14 protein-coding genes and 1 pseudogene are annotated in these 17,817 nt (G+C 74.1%); 11 read left to right on the forward strand and 4 right to left on the reverse strand.

Annotation, left to right across the window (positions count from 1 at the left end; genetic code table 11):
- Nucleotides 1–254: 254 nt before the first annotated feature.
- Nucleotides 255–2,285, reverse strand: a pseudogene (locus IH00_RS0120215) (right-handed parallel beta-helix repeat-containing protein); the annotation flags it as partial.
- Nucleotides 2,286–2,451: 166 nt separating this feature from the next.
- Between IH00_RS0120215 and hmgA the strand changes: the two are divergent.
- From hmgA to IH00_RS0120230, 3 genes are read left to right on the forward strand one after another with little or no spacing between them, the layout of a single operon-like run.
- Nucleotides 2,452–3,768 carry a homogentisate 1,2-dioxygenase gene (gene hmgA, locus IH00_RS0120220; RefSeq protein ID WP_031075546.1) on the forward strand — a complete coding sequence of 439 codons (1,317 nt, stop codon included), beginning with the start codon at nt 2,452–2,454 and terminating at the stop codon, nt 3,766–3,768.
- A gap of 46 nt (nt 3,769–3,814) precedes the next feature.
- A complete protein-coding gene (locus tag IH00_RS0120225; RefSeq protein ID WP_031075548.1) occupies nt 3,815–4,576 on the forward strand; it encodes a GntR family transcriptional regulator in 762 nt (253 codons plus the stop codon).
- Nucleotides 4,577–4,590: 14 nt separating this feature from the next.
- Nucleotides 4,591–5,787, forward strand: coding sequence for a type ISP restriction/modification enzyme (locus tag IH00_RS0120230; protein WP_031075549.1), 1,197 nt, complete (start codon nt 4,591–4,593; stop codon nt 5,785–5,787).
- A gap of 4 nt (nt 5,788–5,791) precedes the next feature.
- On the opposite strand, the gene IH00_RS0120235 is transcribed toward IH00_RS0120230, so the two are convergent.
- Nucleotides 5,792–6,499: a TetR/AcrR family transcriptional regulator gene (locus IH00_RS0120235; protein WP_031075551.1), complete on the reverse strand. Its 708-nt coding sequence runs from the start codon at nt 6,497–6,499 to the stop codon at nt 5,792–5,794.
- 62 nt (nt 6,500–6,561) lie between these two features.
- On the opposite strand from IH00_RS0120235, the gene IH00_RS0120240 reads away from it, so the two are divergent.
- The 3 genes from IH00_RS0120240 to IH00_RS0120250 are packed head-to-tail and all read left to right on the forward strand — an operon-like array spanning nt 6,562 to nt 9,560.
- Nucleotides 6,562–7,551 carry an ATP-binding cassette domain-containing protein gene (locus IH00_RS0120240; protein WP_078887858.1) on the forward strand — a complete coding sequence of 330 codons (990 nt, stop codon included), beginning with the start codon at nt 6,562–6,564 and terminating at the stop codon, nt 7,549–7,551.
- The gene (locus IH00_RS0120245) at nt 7,548–8,330 is read left to right on the forward strand and encodes an ABC transporter permease (RefSeq protein WP_031075554.1); all 783 of its coding nucleotides are present in this window, start codon (nt 7,548–7,550) and stop codon (nt 8,328–8,330) included. The genes IH00_RS0120240 and IH00_RS0120245 overlap by 4 nt, the downstream gene beginning before the upstream one ends.
- Nucleotides 8,331–8,363: 33 nt before the next feature.
- Nucleotides 8,364–9,560: a CaiB/BaiF CoA transferase family protein gene (locus IH00_RS0120250; protein ID WP_031075556.1), complete on the forward strand. Its 1,197-nt coding sequence runs from the start codon at nt 8,364–8,366 to the stop codon at nt 9,558–9,560.
- Between the two features lie 308 nt (nt 9,561–9,868).
- Here the strand turns inward: IH00_RS0120250 and IH00_RS0120255 are convergent, their stop codons facing one another.
- Nucleotides 9,869–10,132 carry a hypothetical protein gene (locus IH00_RS0120255; RefSeq protein WP_031075559.1) on the reverse strand — a complete coding sequence of 88 codons (264 nt, stop codon included), beginning with the start codon at nt 10,130–10,132 and terminating at the stop codon, nt 9,869–9,871.
- 223 nt (nt 10,133–10,355) lie between these two features.
- Here IH00_RS0120255 and IH00_RS0120260 point away from each other — a divergent pair, with 223 nt between their 5' ends.
- A complete protein-coding gene (locus tag IH00_RS0120260; protein ID WP_039947235.1) occupies nt 10,356–11,966 on the forward strand; it encodes a serine/threonine-protein kinase in 1,611 nt (536 codons plus the stop codon).
- On the opposite strand, the gene IH00_RS0120265 is transcribed toward IH00_RS0120260, so the two are convergent.
- The gene (locus IH00_RS0120265) at nt 11,950–12,756 is read right to left on the reverse strand and encodes an SGNH/GDSL hydrolase family protein (protein ID WP_031075562.1); all 807 of its coding nucleotides are present in this window, start codon (nt 12,754–12,756) and stop codon (nt 11,950–11,952) included. The two genes, IH00_RS0120260 and IH00_RS0120265, sit on opposite strands and share 17 nt — an antisense overlap.
- 1,109 nt (nt 12,757–13,865) lie before the next feature.
- On the opposite strand from IH00_RS0120265, the gene IH00_RS0120275 reads away from it, so the two are divergent.
- Genes IH00_RS0120275 through IH00_RS0120290 form a run of 4 tightly spaced genes read left to right on the forward strand, consistent with a single transcriptional unit; the run spans nt 13,866 to nt 17,764 of the window.
- Nucleotides 13,866–14,699: a glycosyltransferase family 2 protein gene (locus IH00_RS0120275; RefSeq protein ID WP_031075564.1), complete on the forward strand. Its 834-nt coding sequence runs from the start codon at nt 13,866–13,868 to the stop codon at nt 14,697–14,699.
- Nucleotides 14,696–15,745: a glycosyltransferase family 2 protein gene (locus IH00_RS0120280; RefSeq protein WP_052411518.1), complete on the forward strand. Its 1,050-nt coding sequence runs from the start codon at nt 14,696–14,698 to the stop codon at nt 15,743–15,745. Before IH00_RS0120275 ends, IH00_RS0120280 begins: the two co-directional genes overlap by 4 nt.
- A complete protein-coding gene (locus tag IH00_RS0120285) occupies nt 15,742–16,620 on the forward strand; it encodes a polysaccharide deacetylase family protein (protein ID WP_052411519.1) in 879 nt (292 codons plus the stop codon). The genes IH00_RS0120280 and IH00_RS0120285 overlap by 4 nt, the downstream gene beginning before the upstream one ends.
- Before the next feature lie 40 nt (nt 16,621–16,660).
- Nucleotides 16,661–17,764, forward strand: coding sequence for a DUF5925 domain-containing protein (locus IH00_RS0120290; protein WP_031075570.1), 1,104 nt, complete (start codon nt 16,661–16,663; stop codon nt 17,762–17,764).
- Nucleotides 17,765–17,817 lie beyond the last annotated feature (53 nt).

Below are 17,817 nucleotides of genomic sequence, written 5' to 3' on the forward strand. Positions count from 1 at the left end.
GGCCACGGCCACTGCCGCGGCCACGGCGGAGGCGACCGCCGGCGAGGCGGCCACCGGCCATGGGCCTCTGCCGGAGGCGCCGGCCGGGCGCCCGGGCCCGCGGCGGGCCCCTCCCGCCGGCCGCGGCGGGCCGTCCGGATGCCGGGGAGCATCCAGGTCCCGAGAACCGTCCGGGTCCCGAGAACCGTCCGGGCCCGAGAACCGTCCGGGTCCCGAGAACCGTCCGGGTCCCGAGGACCGTCCGGGTCCCGGTCCGGAACGCCGTCGGGGCGCTCCCCCGCCTCCCCGCGCCCCGGTCCCGGGGCCGACGCGGCGACCGCGCCGAGCACCCACACCACCGCGAGCAGGGTGCGCAGCCACGCGGGGCTCACCGGGGTCCAGGGGATCATGACGACCGCCTTGTCGAAGGCGTCGAGGAGGGTGACGACGCCCAGCGCCACGGTCGTCCGGCCCAGGCCGCGGCGGCCGGCGCGCCGCAGCGCGAGGCCCAGCCCGGTCCACCCCGCACCCAGGAGCAGCAGCGCGAGGGCCGGGACGTACCCGGCGGCGAGGCCCGTCGTCGAGCCGGCGACGTCCAGCGCGAGCCCCGCCGCACCCGCCGCCGCGGCCGCCCCGGCGAGCCGGCCGGTGCGCAGCCGGCGCCACCACAGGACGCCCCCGACGAGGGTGAGGACGGCGGCGGTGCCGAGGGCGAGCTGGGTCTCGACGCGTGCGAGGCCGCGGGCGCCGTACCAGTCGCAGCCGGCCGGCAGCCGCCGCGCCCGGACGTCGTAGTCGGCGCAGACGAGGAGCTGGACGAGCTTGACGGGTTCCCCGACGAGCCGATGGGAACCTCCGGAGACCTCGCCGCGCCGGGCTCCGCAGGTGGGCAGGGTGCGGGGCGTCGAGGATCCGGTGTCCGGCTGCCAGCAGTTGCCGCTGCCCTGTCCGTCCCACCACACGTCGGTGCGGTTCGGCCGCGGGTTGCCGGCCTTGTCGACGCCGAGCCGGTTGCCCGCGTACCGGTTGTGGTGCGAGGTGTCGGCCTGTTTCGACCACGCGCTCTCGCCCCGGATGAAGGCCGGGACGGCGCTGAGGTAGAAGGCCGTGCGCCGGTGGCCGTGGATCCAGTTGTCCTCGTACAGGTTCCAGTTGCCGCCGGCGGTGATGATGCCGGAGCCGGGCGGCATGGATATCTGCGGGCAGACGACGCCCTGTTCGTAGCCCCGTTCGGCGGGCGGCCGGGCGCAGGTGCCGTCGGCGACGTACCGGTAGTAGTCCTGGTTGTTGTCGTGGATGTCGTTGCGTGCGAAGCGGGCGTGGTTCTGCGGGAGTCCGGGGTGTCCGGGGAAGGCGCTGTCCATCGAGGCGCCGCCCATGTTGTGGTCGAACTCGTTGTCGTGGACGTACACGGAGTCCCCGGCCGTGCCCGAGTAGCCGACCATGTTGTGGTGGCTCCGGCAGCCCGTGATCTCGATCGAGTAGCGGGGGACGCCGTAGCCGCGGCCGTCGTTGATGTCCGACGCGCTGCCCGGGTAGATGCCGGAGTCGCCGTTGCCGTACGACTCGCAGTTCTTGTACAGGCCGTGGTCGCTGGCGAAGGTGAGGAAGCCGTACTCGTCGTTCCACCGGGTCAGCACGTCGTCGATGACGAAGCCGTCGGCGGCGAGGACGTACAGCGAGTTGAAGGTGGTGCGCTGGGCGGTGAAGTTGCGGAAGTAGACGCCGTCGGAGCCGTCGGCCCTGATCGCGTTGAGCTTGCGGTACTTCGCGTCGATGACGACGTCGGTGCGGTCCGCTCCGGTGCCCTCGATCTGCAGGTCCTTCTTGCCGAGGATCGCGACGAGGTTCTGGTTGTGGGGGCACTGCCGCTGCTGGGCGTAGGACAGCACCTGGTAGCCGAACGACGACCGCGGGGCGTCCAGGGCGGCACACGCCCCCGCGGGCGGCGGCAGCGAGGGCTCCTCCTCGTACAGCCCGGGCAGGATCGCGATGGTCATGCCGGGCCGGTCGACGGCGTCGACGGCCTGCTGCACGTGCCGGTACCCGTCCCGGACGCAGCGCGCGAAGAGCCGTTCGTTGCGGTCCCGGATGAGCGGCGGGAAGCGCGCGGTGCGGCGGGCGAAGTCGTCCGGGTCGGTCTTGCACACCAGCAGGTCCGGCTCCCCGGTGCGCAGCACGGGCACGCTGCCCGAGCCGTCGGGGAAGGCGACGGGCCGTTCCTCGTGGGCCCGGGCGGCGGGAGCGCCCACCAGGACCACGAGCGCGGCGGAGACGACGGCGAGGAGCCTGGCTTTCCACGGCATGCGGGCCATGCCCGTGAGAGTAGAGCGTTGTTCATCTTTGGGAACCCCTCGCGCACGGGTTTCGTCCCAGCCCCACCTCGCCCGCACCCGATGCCGTTGACGTGGGCGCCACGGAATCCTACGGTCTTACATAGGATTCCTTCTGGAGCAGGAGCGGTCGATGACGATGAACGACACCGAACAGGCGCGGAAGCTCGCCGAGGGCCTGGAGTACTCCTCCGGCTTCGGCAACGAGCACAGCTCCGAGGCCGTGCCCGGCGCCCTGCCGCTCGGCCGGAACTCCCCGCAGCGGGCCCCGCTCGGCCTGTACGCCGAGCAGCTGAGCGGCTCCGCGTTCACCGAGCCGCGCGCCCACAACCGCCGCTCGTGGCTCTACCGGATCCGCCCCTCGGCCGCGCACCCGCCCTTCGTGCGCACCGACAACGGCGCCCTGCGCACCGCGCCGTTCACCGAGACCGTCCCCGACCCGAACCGGCTGCGCTGGAACCCGCTCCCCGACCCGGCGCCCGGCACCGACTGGCTGGCCGGCCTGTGGACCCTCGGCGGCAACGGCGACGCCGCCCAGCGCACCGGCATGGCGGTGCACCTCTACCACGCCGACACGTCCATGGACCGGGTCTTCAGCGACGCCGACGGCGAGCTGCTGATCGTCCCCGAGCGCGGCGGGCTGCTGCTCCGCACCGAGCTGGGCATCCTCGCCGCCCGGCCCGGAGAGGTGGCGCTGATCCCGCGTGGCGTGCGCTTCCGGGTGGAGCTGCTGGACGAGACCGCGCGCGGCTACGTGTGCGAGAACTACGGCCAGCCGTTCCAGCTGCCCGACCTCGGCCCGATCGGCGCCAACGGCCTGGCCAACCCGCGGGACTTCCGGGCGCCGGTCGCCGCGTACGAGGACGTCGAGGGCGAGGTGGAGGTGGTGAACAAGTACTGCGGCAACCTGTGGACCGCGACGTACGGCCACTCCCCGCTGGACGTCGTCGCCTGGCACGGCAACCACGTCCCGTACGTCTACGACCTGCGCACCTTCAACGTCCTCGGCACCATCTCGTACGACCACCCCGACCCGTCGATCTTCACCGTGCTCACCTCCCCGTCCGACACCCCCGGCCTCGCGGGCGTCGACTTCGTCGTCTTCGCGCCGCGCTGGCTGGTCGGCGAGGACACCTTCCGGCCGCCGTACTTCCACCGCAACGTGATGAGCGAGTACATGGGCCTGATCGAGGGCGCGTACGACGCCAAGGCCGAGGGCTTCGTCCCCGGGGGCGGCTCGCTCCACACCATGATGTCGGCGCACGGCCCGGACCGTGAGACCTTCGACAAGGCGAGCGCCGCCGAGCTGAAGCCGCAGAAGATCGACGACGGGCTGGCGTTCATGTTCGAGACGCGGTGGCCGCTGACGACCACCGCCCAGGCGGCGAACGCCGACCACCTGCAGCGCGGGTACGACGACGTGTGGCAGGGTCTTGAGCGCCACTTCCGGCCATAGGCCCGCCGCCCGCCGGGCCGTCTCGTCGCCGTCGTACGGAGTTGCCGTGACCGCCTTCGCCCCCGACTCACTGGTCCTGAACCGCAAGCTGCCGCTCTGGTACCAGGTCTCGCAGTCCCTGCGCGCCTCGATACTCGGGCGTGCGCCGGACGCGTCGCTGCGCCTGCCCACCGAGGAGCAGCTGGCCGCCCACTACGGGGTGAGCGTGCTGACCATGCGGCAGGCGCTCAAGGAGCTGGAGGCCGAGGGCCTGATCAGCCGGCACCGGCGGCGTGGCACGTTCATCGAGCCGGGCGCCCGGCGCTCCACCCCGCGCCGGCTGCTCGGCTCGATCGACGCGATCGTGGCCCAGCAGTCGGGCGAGCGGACGACGATTCTCGGCCATGGCACGGCGGCGGTGCCCGGCGGGCTCCCGGTGGAGCTCGCCGAGCACTTCCCGGACGTGGCGGAGGTCGTCACGTACCGGCGGCTGCGCTGCGACGGGGAGAGCGGTGAGCCCACCAACTGGGCGGAGAACGCCGTCCGCCCGGACATCGCGGCCGGCATCGACCTCGCCGACCTGGAGCGGTGGCCGATGACGAAGGTCCTCCGCGACGCGGTCGGGGTGCGGATCAGCCGCATCACCGACACCGTGGAGGCCCGGCTGGCCGACCCGGAGACGGCCGAGCTGCTCCAGGTCCCGCTGCTGTCGCCGATCCTGCACTACACGGGCGTGACGTACGACGAGGACGGCCGGGTGGTGGACGTGGCACGGATCCGCTACCGCGGCGACCGGTTCTCCTTCACGGTCACGGTGGAGGCGGACTGATTGCCGTCACTAGCATGCGGCGGGTGACGGATGACGTGCTCCTCGACGACCTGATGCCGTGGTCGGTGGCGCCGCTGCGGCCGGGGCGGGCCTGGGTCGTCGCCCCGGACGCGGCCGCGCTGCGCGCCCGCTGGGACGCGCTGGTGCGGGCCGGCCGGGACGAGCGGGAGGCGCTGTTCCGGCCCAGCCGGGCGCGGACGCTGACGAGTTCGGTCGCCGCGCTGCCCGGGCAGCGCACCGGGACGGCCCGGCTGGCGCGGGAGGCGGGGCCGTGCCCGGAGCCGGTACGGCTGGCGCACGGGCCGTTCGACGAGCAGTGGCTGCTGCCCGATCACCGGCTGCTGGACGCGGCGCGGCCCGAGCTGTGGCGGGTGGCCGACGAGCGGCAGCTGTTCGCCGTCGAGCAGGGGTACGTCCCGCAGGCCCCGGGGCCCGCGCTGCTGGTGTCGGCGGCGCTGCCCGACGGGCGCTCCCCCGCGGGCCGCCCGGGCCGCATCCGGCCGCTGTACCGGCGCCCCGGCGGCCGGGAGCCGAACGTGGCACCGGGGCTGCCGGAGGTGCTGAGCGGACGGTACGACACCGAGGTCGCCGCCGAGGACGTGCTGGCGTGGGCGCTGGCCGCCGCCCGTCCCTCCCCCGCGGGGTGCGTCGTCCCGCTGCCCGCCGACCCGCTCGTCTGGGAGTCGGGCGTGGCCCTGGGCCGCCGCATGACGACGGTGCAGGTGCGCGGCGCCCGGGGCGGCGAGCGCCCCCGGCTGCCCGGCGGGCGCCGGCCCTACGTCCGTGCCGCGCTGCCGCCGCACCCGCGGACGCTGTCGTACGACGCGGCCGGGGAGGTCCTCCTGGTGGGCGACACGGGCCGGGTCGCGCCCGTCCCGGCCGAGGCGTGGGACTACCGCGTGGGCGGCGTGCGGATGCTGGAGCTGTGGTTCGGGCACCGCACCGCACCGGCCGAGCCGGGCACCCTCGAGGCGATCCGCCCCGCCGCCTGGCCCCAGGCGTGGACGTCCGAGCTGCTGGAGCTGATCACGGTGCTGGCGCTCCAGGCCCGGCTGGAGTCCGGCCGGCCCGACCTGACCGGGGTCCCGACGATCACCCCCGCGGAGCTGCGCGCGGCCGGCGTGCTCCCCGTGCCCGGCGCGGCCCGCCGCCCCGCTTCCGTCCTGGACCGGGAGGAGGAGGGGCCCGAGGGCCAGCTGGCCCTGCTGTAGGGGCTCAGCCGAAGGAGTCCAGCACCCGCCGGAGCGTGCGCTCGAAGACCTCGTCGGCGTCGATGGCCGCCGGTGCCTGCGCGAGGACCTCCGCGAGCCGCGGGTACGCGCCACCGGCGAGCTCCCGCATCAGGTACGCGGCGCGCACCGCCTGTTCCTGCTCCTCCGTCCAGGGCAGCGAGCGGCTGCGCTCGGCCATGGCCAGCTCGTTGGCGACCACGGCCATGACCGTTCCGTTGACCGCCCCGATCACCTCCATCCGGGTGCCGCCCGGCACCTCCAGCGGAGCCAGGCAGGCCAGGCAGAACTCCAGGTAGCGCAGGGCGTTGGGGCTGTAGCCGTACACGGTCGACATCACCCGGGTCAGCCACGGGTGGCGGTACATGATGCCCCGGGTCTGCCGGCCCAGGGCCAGCATGTCGGCCTTCCAGTCTCCGCTCGGCGCGTCGGGCAGTTCGTACTCGCCGCTGACCGCGTCGACCATCAGCTCGTACAGGTCGGCCTTGCAGCTCACGTAGTTGTAGAGCGACATCGTGCCGCAGCCCAGCTCGGCCGCCACGCGCCGCATCGAGACCGCGTCGATGCCGTCGGCGTCGGCGATCCGCACCCCCGCCGCCGCGATGTCGGCGCGCCGGTACGCGGGCCTGGGGCCCCGGCCCGTGCGCTCGGGGCGCGCCCAGATCACTTCGGGTTCGGCCGCTCGGCCCGCCATGGTTCATCACCTCGCCCCCATCGTAGTTACGTACACCGTACGTAGTGCGGTACGGTGCCACCATGACTTCTACGTACGCTGTACTTAGTGAAGGTCTGGAGAAGCGGTACGGTGACGTCCGCGCCCTGCGCGGGCTCGACCTGGCGGTCCGTCAGGGCTCGGTGTGCGGGCTCCTGGGACCGAACGGAGCGGGCAAGACCACGGCCGTGCGGGTACTGACCACGCTCGCCGCGCCCGACTCCGGCAGCGCACGGGTCGCGGGCCACGACGTGGTGCGCGAACCCTCCGCGGTACGCCGCCGCATCAGCGTGACCGGCCAGTACGCCTCCGTGGACGGCGACCTGACCGGAGCCGAGAACCTGCGGCTGTTCGCCCGCCTGCTGCGGGTCCCCCGCACCCGCGCCGACGAGCTGCTGGAGCGGTTCGGGCTGACGGAGGCCGCGGGGCGCCCGGCGCGCACGTACTCCGGCGGCATGCGGCGCCGGCTCGACCTCGCCGCCGGCCTCCTGGTCCGCCCGGCCGTGCTCTTCCTGGACGAACCGACCACCGGTCTGGACCCCCGCAGCAGGAACGCCGTCTGGGACGCCGTACGGGAGGTGGCGTCCCTGGGCACGACCGTGCTGCTCACCACCCAGTACCTGGAGGAGGCCGACCGGCTCGCCGACGACATCGTGCTGATCGACGAGGGGCGGGCGGCCCACCGGGGCACACCCGCCGAGCTCAAGGCGCTGATCGGCGGCTATGCGCAGGTCGTCGTCGCGCACCCGTCGGGACTGCCCGCCGCCGCTGCCGTGCTCGACCGGCTCACGGGCTCCGAGCCCGCCCTCGACAGGGAGGCCGGCACCGCCCGGGCGGTGAGCACCGACCCGACGCTCACCCTGCCCCGGCTGGTGCGGGAGCTGGACGCGGCGGGCGTGCCCGTCATCGACGCGGCCCTGCGCCCGCCCACCCTGGACGAGGTCTTCCTGCGCCTGACGTCGGGCACGACGCCCCGGACCGGTACCGGTACCCGTGCCACCGGCACGACGACCCGTGAGGAGCACGCCGCGTGAGCGCCGTTCTGATCGACGGTACGGCCGTCCTCGGACGTCACCTCAAGCGCATCCGGCACGCACCGGCGATCGTGGTCATGACCCACACCATGCCGATCGCCTTCCTGCTGTTCTTCGGGTACGTCTTCGGCACCGCGCTGGCGATGCCCGGCGACGACTACCGCCCCTACCTGGTGCCGGGGCTCCTGGTCGCCACCGCCGCCAACGGCATCATGACCGGCATGTTCACCGCGGCCCAGGACTCCCACCGGGGCGTGATGGACCGCTTCCGCTCGATGCCCATGAGCCGTGCGGCCGTACCGCTGGGGCAGGCCGTGGCCGACCTGCTGACCACCGCCGTGGGGCTGGTGCCGCTGATGCTCGTGGGGCTGGCGATGGGATGGCGGATCGACGGCGGGGCGCCGGCCGCGGTGGGGGCCTTCGGGCTGCTGCTGCTGTTCCGGTTCGCCACGACGTGGGTGGGGATCCTGCTGGGCCTCGCCTCGCGCAGCGAGGAGGCGGCGGGTCAGCTCGGCAGCGCCACGTTCATGCTGCCGCTGCTGTCGAACGCGTACATCCCGACCGACGGCATGCCGGGCTGGCTGCGCACGGTCGCCGAGTGGAATCCGATATCGGCGGTGACGACGGCGCTGCGCGACCTGTTCGGCAACGCGCCCGTGCCCGAGGGCGCGGCCTGGCCGGTGGCGCACCCGGTCGCGGGCTCGCTGTGCTGGTCGCTGGCGCTGCTGGCGGTGTGCGTACCCCTGGCGGTGCGCAGATACGCGGCGCCCGAGGGGTGACAAAGGTGGTACGTACACGATAGGTACGGCTGCATGAGCACTCTGCCGCTGCCCCTCGAGGGCGTCACCGTCGTCGCCGTCGAGCAGGCCGTCTCCGCGCCCTTCGCCACCCGGCAGCTCGCCGACCTCGGGGCGCGGGTCATCAAGATCGAACGCCCGGACGGCGGTGACTTCGCGCGCGGGTACGACACCGCGGCGGCGGGCCTGGCCTCCCATTTCGTGTGGTGCAACCGGGGCAAGGAGTCCGTCGCCCTGGACCTCAAGGACCCGCGCGGGCTGGAGGTGGCGCGCCGGCTCGTGGCGGGCGCCGACGTCTTCGTCCAGAACCTGGCGCAGGGGGCGGCGGCACGGCTCGGCCTGGACGCGGCGACGCTGTGCGCCGCCGACCCGAGGCTGATCGCCGTGGACATCTCGGGGTACGGGGCCGGCGGCCCGTACGCGCACAAGCGGGCGTACGACATGCTCGTGCAGTGCGAGGCGGGGCTGGTGTCGGTGACCGGAACGCCGGAGCAGCCCGTCAAGGCGGGGATCCCCGCGGCCGACATCGCGGCGGCGATGTACGCGTTCTCGGGGGTGCTGGCGGCGCTGCTGCGGCGGGCGACGACGGGGCGCGGCGGACCGGTGGAGATCTCCATGCTGGAGTCGCTCGCGGAGTGGATGGGGCATCCGCTGCACCACGGGATGCACGGGGGCGAGGCACCGGCGCGCACGGGGGTCGCGCACGCCGTCATCGCGCCGTACGACGCCTACCCGACGGCCGACGGGGGCCAGGTGCTGCTGTCGGTGCAGAACGACCGCGAGTGGCGGCGGCTGGCCGACCTGGTGCTGGGGCGTCCGGAGCTGGGCGACGATCCGGCCTTCGCGACGAACACCGCCCGCGTGTCGCACCGTGAGAAGACGGACGCGGTGGTGGCGGAGGCACTGGCCCGGCTGGGCACGGCGGAGGCCGTCGAGCGCCTGGAATCGGCGGGCATCGCGTGCGCCCGGCTCAACACGGTGGCGGACGTGGCGGCCCACCCGCAGCTCGCGGCGCGGGACCGGTGGCGCGAGGTGGACACGGCGGTGGGCCCGTTGCGGGCGATGCTGCCGCCGATCACGCTGCCCGGCGGGGCGGAACCCCGGATGGGGGCGGTGCCGGCCCTGGGGGAGCACACGGAGGCGGTCCTCGACGAGCTGGGCGTCCCGGCCGGTCTGCGCGCGGAGCTGCGGCGGGCGGGCCTCACCGCCTGACGCCACGGGACGGCCGGCGACCGCCGCCGTCGGTGGGCCGCCGGGCCCGTCCCGGACGGGCCAGGCGGCCCACCGGGACGGAGAGACGTTTCGCCGGAGCCGGTGGAACGGACCGGCACGCAGGCAGGCACGTTCCGCGCGGGGCCCGGTGCCGGGACCGGTCGGGCCGCGGCGGCGCGCCCCGGTGATCCGGGACGTGCGCCGTGGCACCGGGGACGCGGGGTGGGGTTCCGGGAGGCGTCCGGGGACGGGTGCGGGCGGGCCGGGCGCACGGAGCCGTCAGGACCGGGAAGGCCCTGCGCCCGGGGTCAGCCGTGGTTGCCGAAGAGCGAGCGCCGCAGGCGGCGCAGCGGCGCGAAGAGCCGCACGCGCGCGCTCTTGCTCGTACGGGTGTGCGCGACATCACGCGTCGTCAGTTCCCGCATGAGCAGCGTCGCCTCGGCCGCCTCGCGCTGCGGGACGGCCGGGCCGCCGAGCACCGAGAGGTGGCGGTCGAGCCGCGAACTGGTCGCGCTGCTCCCGCAGGTGATCGCGGGCACACGTGCCCTGCTGCGCACTGTTATCTGATCCATGTCACTCCCCACCCGTACGAAGTCACCCGGCCCGGGCAGGTTAAGCCTATCGCCCCGGCCTCACACTCGTGTATCCCGGTGAACGTGATTCACCACCCACGTACGGGTGTTGACGATTACTCTCCGAATACATCCGATTCCAGGGCGAGTTGGACACGTTCCCAGTCGACCTGACTTCGGCTAACTTGGAGTGGTTTCCGCCACACCGTCTGAAGGGGGCTCTGTGACCGAAAGGCCCGGTGGGGAACGGCTGGTGGCGGGGCGTTACCGATTGCTGGGTCCGCTCGGTGAAGGCGGGATGGGCGTCGTGTGGCGCGCTCGTGACGATGTGCTGGGCCGCGAGGTGGCCGTCAAGGAAGTGCGCGCGCCGGCCGGGCTGGGCGCGGCGGACGAACAGCGGCTGTACGCGCGGCTGGAGCGCGAGGCATGGGCGGCCGCCCGGGTCTCCCACCGCAACGTGGTCACGGTGTACGACGTGGCCACCGAGGACGGCCGGCCGTGGATCGTGATGGAGCTGGTCCGCGGGGTGACGCTGTCGGACGTGCTCGACGCCGAGGGACCGGTGCCGCCCCGGCGGGCCGCGCACATCGGGGCGGAGGTGCTGGCGGCCCTGCGCGCCGCGCACGAGGCGGGAGTGCTGCACCGGGACGTCAAGCCGGGCAACGTGCTGCTGGCCAACGACGGCCGGGTGGTGCTGACGGACTTCGGCATCGCGGCGGTGGAGGGCACGTCGAACCTCACCATGACGGGAGAGCTGATCGGCTCGCCAGAATTCCTGGCGCCCGAACGGGCGTTGGGGCGCACGCCGGGTCCCGCCTCGGACCTGTGGTCGCTCGGCGTCCTGTTGTACGCGGCGGTCGAGGGCGGCTCCCCCTTCCGTCGGAACACCCCGCTGAGCACCCTGCGCGCCGTGGTGGACGAGGAGCTGCCGCCGCCGCGCCGGGCCGGGCCGCTGGCGCCGGTGATCGAGGGGCTGTTGCGCAAGGACCCGAGCGAGCGGCTCACCGCCGACGAGGCGGCCCACCGCCTGCGGGTCATCGGCGCGGGCGGCACCGCCCGTACCGCCCCGGTCACCGCGTCGGACACCTCCGCACCCGTGGTCGCGGCGTTCCCGTCGGAGGGCCCGGCGGGCCCGGCGGCCTCCGGTGCGACCGTCGCGACGGCGCGGCCCGGGCGGCAGCCGCGGCGCGCGGTCGCCGTCCTCGTGGCCGGGGTGGTCCTCCTGCTGCTGGCGGCCGGCGGCCTCACGTACGCGCTGCTGCGCGAGCGGGACGCGGGCGGCGCCGGGGGCGCCGCGCCGGGCGGTGCGGGCACGCCGGAAAGCACCGGCCCCACCGGTACGGCGCCGACGCGGGCGTCACCGGAGCCGTCCCAGTCCGCCGGTTCGCCCTCGGACCCGGCTCCGTCCACCGCGGCGAGCACTCCCCCGCCCCACCGGACGGTCCTGGTCCACGTCCGGGCGGAGCGCGGCAGTCACAGCGGGACGTGCCCGCCGCCGCCCGGGAAAGCCCCGGCGTTCACCGGCACGATCACGGTGGGGCGCACCCCCATGTCCGTCGGCTACCGCTGGGTGGGCGAGAGTCACGAGGAGTCCGGATCGGCCTGGCGGACGCTGGAGTTCGGCGCGGGCGAGCACACGGAGCAGCAGGTCGGGCACACCGCGGCGGCGACGCACGGCGAGGGCGGGACGTACCGCGACCGGGTCCGGCTGGAGGTCCGGAGCCCGGTCGCGGCACGGTCGAACTGGGTGGCGTTCTCGATCACGTGCCACGACGGGAGCCCGACGGGCGACCCCCCGTCGTCACCCGGTCACACGGTCACGCCGTCGCCCTGAAGACGGGCAGGTAACCGCCGGACTGCCCGGCGGCGGTGGGGTGGTAGGAATCGCCGATGTTGAGCCAGTTCACGCTGTGCAGCCAGGAGGCGCCCGAGCAGATCTCGTGGCCGGTGAAGGCCGGGGCGACGTCCGCGTAGGCGAAGCCGTGGTCGGCCGCGCGCTTGGCGGTGGCGGCGTTGAGGTGGTCGGCGCCGCCGTTGATGGCGCGGCGTTCGTTCTCGGTGAGGCCGGCGACGCAGCTGCCGCCCAGTTTGTAGAAGCGCGGGTAGCCGAGGACGACGACGCGGGCCGACGGTGCCTTGCTCCTGATGGCCGTGTACACGGTGTCGAGGCGGGCGGGCAGGGTGCTGTCGACGTACCGCTTGGCCTCCTCGACCCGCGCGAGGCAGGTGGCTTCGGACTGCAGCACGCAGGTGGTCATGACGTCGGCGAAGCCGGCGTCGTTGCCGCCGATGGTGAGGGAGACGAGGTCGGTGGCGGAGGAGAGCGGGCCCAGCTGGTTGGCCGTCACGTCGTTCGTACGGGCGCCGGAGCAGGCCGTGAAGGCGAACGAGGAGGGGGAGTTGGCGGCCGCCCACAGGGCGGGGTAGGCGCGGGGGGTGCGCTTGCAGCTGCCGCTCGCGCTGTCGTAGTTCCCGGCGCCGACTCCGGAGGAGTAGGAGTCGCCGAGGGCCACGTAGTCGACGGCTGCCGACGAAGCGGCCTGCGCCGCCCCCGCCCCGGTCAGGGCGAGGACGGCGCTCAGGAGGAGTGAGGAGGATAATGCCGCGGCTCGGGACAGTTTCATGGAACCTCCCTGTGAGCAGGATTTCTGCCTGAATTGTTGGTAGCAGCATGGAGTGTCCATGCCAAGACTTGCGGGTAACTTGGGTCTGACCTCGGGAAGTCGGGGCGGCGTCGCGGGGGCTGACGGACCAGCGGGGCGCATGGGCCACGACTCCGCGGCAGGCCGGCCCCGCGTCGCCGCGGGGACGCCCCCGCGGTGCCCGGCGTGAGGTGGTGCCGCGGGGACGCGCCGCACGCGCTCGCGGGCGCGGCGGCCGCCGTCGGGGGCAACAGGTGCCGCGCCGGCACCGGCCGGCCACGAGACGCCGCTGCGCGCGCCGTTCGGCCTCTTCTTCCTGCCGGCCGCCCCGGCGGCGGGGCTCGCCGCGGCACCGCGCCGGCTGGAGCCGACGACCCGGACGGTCCTCGCCGTGGCGGGCGCGGGCGCGGTGGACGCGGTCGTCGCCGAAGCGACGGTGGCGCTGCACGTGTGGTCCTACGGGGCACGGTGGCGGTCGTCGCCGCCCTCCGCGCCGCTCGGGGCCGTTTCCCGTGTGTCGCACGGGAAAAAGCAGCACACCTGAATACACCCGGGCGGGACGGAAGGATCTTCTCCCGGATTTCCGGCGCATGATCGGGAATTCAGCCGGAACCGAGCGACCCTTCCCCTGCGTCTTTTGCCAAAGATCGAAGAAATGCGATCGGGATGGACCAAAGAAGCAAAAAGGTGACCCACGGTCCAGGTCTTGCCATACAGTCGCATTTATCAATACCGTCGTACATCACCCGCATCGGTCCCTCACGCACGTCGGCTCAGGGGAGGGCTAGAGGCCGCGAGGGACACGGACGGGGCGCGGTAGGGGGTGTCTTCCGCATCAGGCCGGTTCGACGAGCGCGCGCCGTGCGCCCGCAGGTCCGGCAGGTCACGGAAGGAACCCTCCCGAGGGGGGTGCCGTGCACGGTGCGTTCTTGTGCCGAGGCGTGTCCGCGTGCGGCCGGCAATATCAGCTCGCCCCATTCCGTACGGAGATCCATTCCGTCATGACCGGGGTGAGACCCCCCCTTTCGAACCGGAAACTCATCAGGACCGCCCGGGGGCGGGCGGTCCACCGGACGAGAGGGAACCGACTCATGAGCGACTCCGCCGTCGCGTCAGCCGAGTCCGGCCGGCGTACAGCGAGCCGAATATCAGCCCGTTACCGGGCCATCACGTCCCACCTGGCCATCGCGCCGCCGGTGAGCGTGGTCATTCCCGCCATGAACGAGGCGGAGAACCTTCCGCACGTCTTCAAGACCCTGCCCGACTGGATCCACGAGGTCGTGCTGGTCGACGGCAACTCCACCGACGCCACCGTCGAGGTCGCCCGCGAGCTGCGGCCCGACGTCAAGGTCGTCAAGCAGATCGGCAAGGGCAAGGGGGACGCTCTGATCAGCGGCTTCGCCGCCTGCACCGGTGACATCATCGTGATGGTCGACGCGGACGGCTCGGCCGACGGGCAGGAGATCGTCAGTTACGTCTCCGCGCTGGTCGGCGGCGCCGACTTCGCCAAGGGCTCCCGCTTCGCCAACGGCGGCGGCACGGACGACATGACCTTCGTCCGCCGGATCGGCAACCGCGCCCTGTGCGCCATCGTCAACGCCAAGTTCGGCGCCCGCTACACCGACCTCTGCTACGGCTACAACGCCTTCTGGCGCCACTGCCTCGACAGCATCGCCCTGGACTGCACCGGCTTCGAGATCGAGACGCTGATCAACATCCGGGTCGTCAAGGCGGGCCTGCGGGTCCAGGAGGTCCCCAGCCACGAATACCTGCGCATCCATGGCGTGAGCAACCTCAACGCCCTGCGCGACGGCATCCGCGTCCTGAAGGTGATCCTCCGCGAGAAGGGCGTCCGGGGCGCCGCGCGCCGCCGGACGGCCGACTTCCCGGTCGGCGTGCCGCGAGGAGAGGTGTCCGGGCCTTGAGCGCTCGCCGGTTCTCCGTGGTGATCTGCGCGTACACCGAGGACCGCTGGGAGGACATCCTCGCGGCGGTCGGCTCGGTGCGCCGGCAGTCCCGGCCGGCCCTGGAGACGCTGCTCGTGGTCGACCACAACGCGGCGCTGCTGGAGCGGCTCGGCCGGGAGTACGAGGACGCCGGGCAGGAGGTGCGGGTGCTCGCGAACGCGGGCCCCCGCGGCCTCTCGGCCGGCCGCAACACCGGCATCGCGGCGGCCCGCGGCGACATCGTCGCCTTCCTCGACGACGACGCCGTCGCCGAACGGGACTGGCTGCGTTGCTTCGACGAGGCGTACGACGATCCGCGCGTGGTGGCGGTCGGGGGCCGGACCGTACCGGTCTGGGCGTCGGGGCGGCGCCCGGCCTGGTTCCCCGAGGAGTTCGACTGGGTCGTCGGCTGCACGTACCGGGGGCTCCCGCCCGGGCGGGTCCGCGTGCGCAACGTCCTGGGCGGCAACGCCTCCTTCCGGCGGACCGCCTTCGACGCGGCGGGCGGCTTCGCCACCGGCATCGGGCGGGACGGCGACAAGCGGCCGCTGGGCTGCGAGGAGACCGAACTGTGCATCCGGCTCGGCAAGGCCCTGCCGGGCGCGGTCCTGCTCATCGACGACCGTGCGGTCATCCACCACAAGGTCCCGGCCGCCCGCGAGACCTACCGCTACTTCCGCGCCCGGGCCTGGGCCGAGGGTCTGTCGAAGGCCCTCGTGGCCCGCAGCGTGGGAGCCGGCAAGGGCCTGGAGACCGAGCGGCACTACACCTCCCGGGTCCTGCCCGCCGGAGTGGCCCGCGGCGTACGGGACTTCGTGCTCGCCCGGCCCGGCGGCGCGGGACGGGCGGGCGCGATCGTCACCGGTGCGGCGGTGGCGGCGGGCGGCTACCTCCGGGGGACGTGGCAGTCGCGTCGCGGCCGCGGCACGTCCTTCGCGCACGGCCCGATCGGCGGCGCTCCCGCGGCGGACGGGCCCGGCGGAGGCGTACCTGCCGCGGGATCACCCACCGGAGTGGTGCCATGAGCACTCCCGGGACCTGCTCGCGCTCCGTGCCCGCCGTGCCCGCCCCACCTCCCGTGCCGATCCTGATGTACCACGCCGTCGGGCACCGGCCCGCGCGGGCGGCGTACGGGCTGTCCGTCGCGCCGGAGGCGTTCGCCGCGCAGATGGGGCTGCTCGCCGCCCGCGGGTTCACCCCGGTCACGACGGCCCGCCTGGGCGACGCGTGGCGGACCGGCGCCGCCCTGCCGGACCGCCCCGTGCTGATCACCTTCGACGACGGGTACGAGGGCGTGCACCGGCACGCCCTGCCCGTCCTGGCCCGGTACGGCTTCGCCGCCACCCTGTTCGTCTCGACGGGGTGGCTGCGGGGCGCGTACGAGGAGGGCGGCGCCCTGGACACCATGCTCGACTGGGACCAGGTGCGCGACCTCGCCGCCGCCGGGACCGAGATCGGCGGCCACACCCACACCCATCCCCAGCTGGACCAACTCGACGACCGGCGCCTGGCGTTCGAGACCGTACGGTGCCGGGAGATCATCGCCGACGAGCTGGGCGCCGCGCCCGTCTCGTTCGCCTACCCCTACGGCTACTCCAGCCGCCGGGTGCGGCACGCGGTGCGGGCGGCGGGCTTCGCGCAGTCGCTCGCCGTGGGCAATGCGCTCGCCCGGCGGGTACAGGGGCCGTACGCGCTGCGCCGGGTGACCGTGCGGCGCGCCACGGGCATCGAGGAGTTCGGGCGGCTCCTGGAGGGCGTGGCGATCGGGCGGGCCTTCGCGAAGGACCGGGCGCTCACGAAGGGGTACGCGGTGGTGCGCCGCGCCCGGTGGGCCGCCCGCCGGACCGGGGGCGTGCTGGTGCGCGGCGCCCCGGAAGGGAGCGCCCCGGCGCGCGCATAAACACCGTGCGGGCAGGGCGCGCGTGGCGGATCATGGGCGCATGTCTGCCACGCCATCCCAGCCGCAGGACGCCCTGCCGATCCGGCTCACCGTCGACGACAGCGATTCCCCTTCCGATGTCCTCGACGCGCTGTTCCTCGGGCGCTTCGCGACGGGCGAGCAGCCGTACGCGCACGGCGTCACCATCGAGCGCGTCAAGTCCGGCGCGACACTGCTCCCGCCGGGCGCCGCGGTGCTGCGCGCCACCCGCGACGACGACCGCAGCGCGATCCTCGCCGAGGGCGAGAACTGGACGCTGCTGGTCTCCCGCTGGAACCGCGGCGCGGACGTGACGGTGACCGCGGTCGACTCCGAGCTGGCCGAGCGGATCCTGAAACAGGCGACGGACGGCGCGCAGGACGAACCGGAACCGCAGCCGGACAACGTGACCATGGGCTTCTGGTACGTGTCCCCGCGCCGGGGCCCGCACCGCACGACACGGCAGATCGCCGCCGGGTCGTGGGACGAGGTGCGGCCCAACTACACGGCTCCGGTGGCGGAGGCGATGGACCGGCTGATGAAGGTCACGCCCGACGACATCGCGGGCCGGCTGCTGCTCCTGCACGGCCCTCCCGGCACCGGCAAGACCTCCGCGCTGCGCACGCTCGCCCGGTCGTGGCGGGACTGGTGCCAGGTCGACTGCGTGCTCGACCCGGAGCGGCTGTTCAACGACGTCGGCTACCTGATGGACATCGCGATCGGCGAGGACGAGGGCACCGCGAAGGGCCGCTGGCGGCTGCTGCTCCTGGAGGACTGCGACGAGCTGATCCGCGGCGAGGCCAGGCACACGGCGGGCCAGGCCCTGTCGCGGCTGCTGAACCTGACGGACGGTCTGCTCGGCCAGGGCCGCAACGTCCTGGTGGGCGTCACCACGAACGAGGACCTGGAGCGGCTCCACCCGGCGGTGGTCCGCCCCGGCCGCTGCCTGGCCCGCATCGAGGTCGGCCGCCTGACGCGCGAGGAGTCGGTGGCGTGGCTCGGCACCGAGGAGGGCGTCGGCCGCGAGGGGGCGACCCTGGCGGAGCTGTTCGCCCTGCGCCGCGGCACCGCCCCTGCCGCGGTCCCGGACCAGGCACGTGGCCGCGACGCGGGGCTGTATCTCTGACCGGCCCGCGAGGTCCCGTCCGCCCGGGCGGGCGGACGGGACCTCGCGGTCTC

The sequence above is a fragment of the Streptomyces sp. NRRL S-118 genome, assembly GCF_000716335.1.
Classification (GTDB): Bacteria; Actinomycetota; Actinomycetes; order Streptomycetales; family Streptomycetaceae; genus Streptomyces.

What these genes read in the sequence shown, in the direction of transcription:
- hmgA (WP_031075546.1), top strand. Translation starts at nt 2,452, where the DNA reads ATGAACGACACCGAACAGGCGCGGAAGCTCGCCGAGGGCCTGGAGTAC.
- IH00_RS0120230 (WP_031075549.1), top strand. Translation starts at nt 4,591, where the DNA reads ATGCGGCGGGTGACGGATGACGTGCTCCTCGACGACCTGATGCCGTGG.
- IH00_RS0120235 (WP_031075551.1), bottom strand. Translation starts at nt 6,499, where the DNA reads ATGGCGGGCCGAGCGGCCGAACCCGAAGTGATCTGGGCGCGCCCCGAG.
- IH00_RS0120240 (WP_078887858.1), top strand. Translation starts at nt 6,562, where the DNA reads ATGACTTCTACGTACGCTGTACTTAGTGAAGGTCTGGAGAAGCGGTAC.
- IH00_RS0120250 (WP_031075556.1), top strand. Translation starts at nt 8,364, where the DNA reads ATGAGCACTCTGCCGCTGCCCCTCGAGGGCGTCACCGTCGTCGCCGTC.
- IH00_RS0120255 (WP_031075559.1), bottom strand. Translation starts at nt 10,132, where the DNA reads ATGGATCAGATAACAGTGCGCAGCAGGGCACGTGTGCCCGCGATCACC.
- IH00_RS0120265 (WP_031075562.1), bottom strand. Translation starts at nt 12,756, where the DNA reads ATGAAACTGTCCCGAGCCGCGGCATTATCCTCCTCACTCCTCCTGAGC.
- IH00_RS0120275 (WP_031075564.1), top strand. Translation starts at nt 13,866, where the DNA reads ATGAGCGACTCCGCCGTCGCGTCAGCCGAGTCCGGCCGGCGTACAGCG.
- IH00_RS0120285 (WP_052411519.1), top strand. Translation starts at nt 15,742, where the DNA reads ATGAGCACTCCCGGGACCTGCTCGCGCTCCGTGCCCGCCGTGCCCGCC.
- IH00_RS0120290 (WP_031075570.1), top strand. Translation starts at nt 16,661, where the DNA reads ATGTCTGCCACGCCATCCCAGCCGCAGGACGCCCTGCCGATCCGGCTC.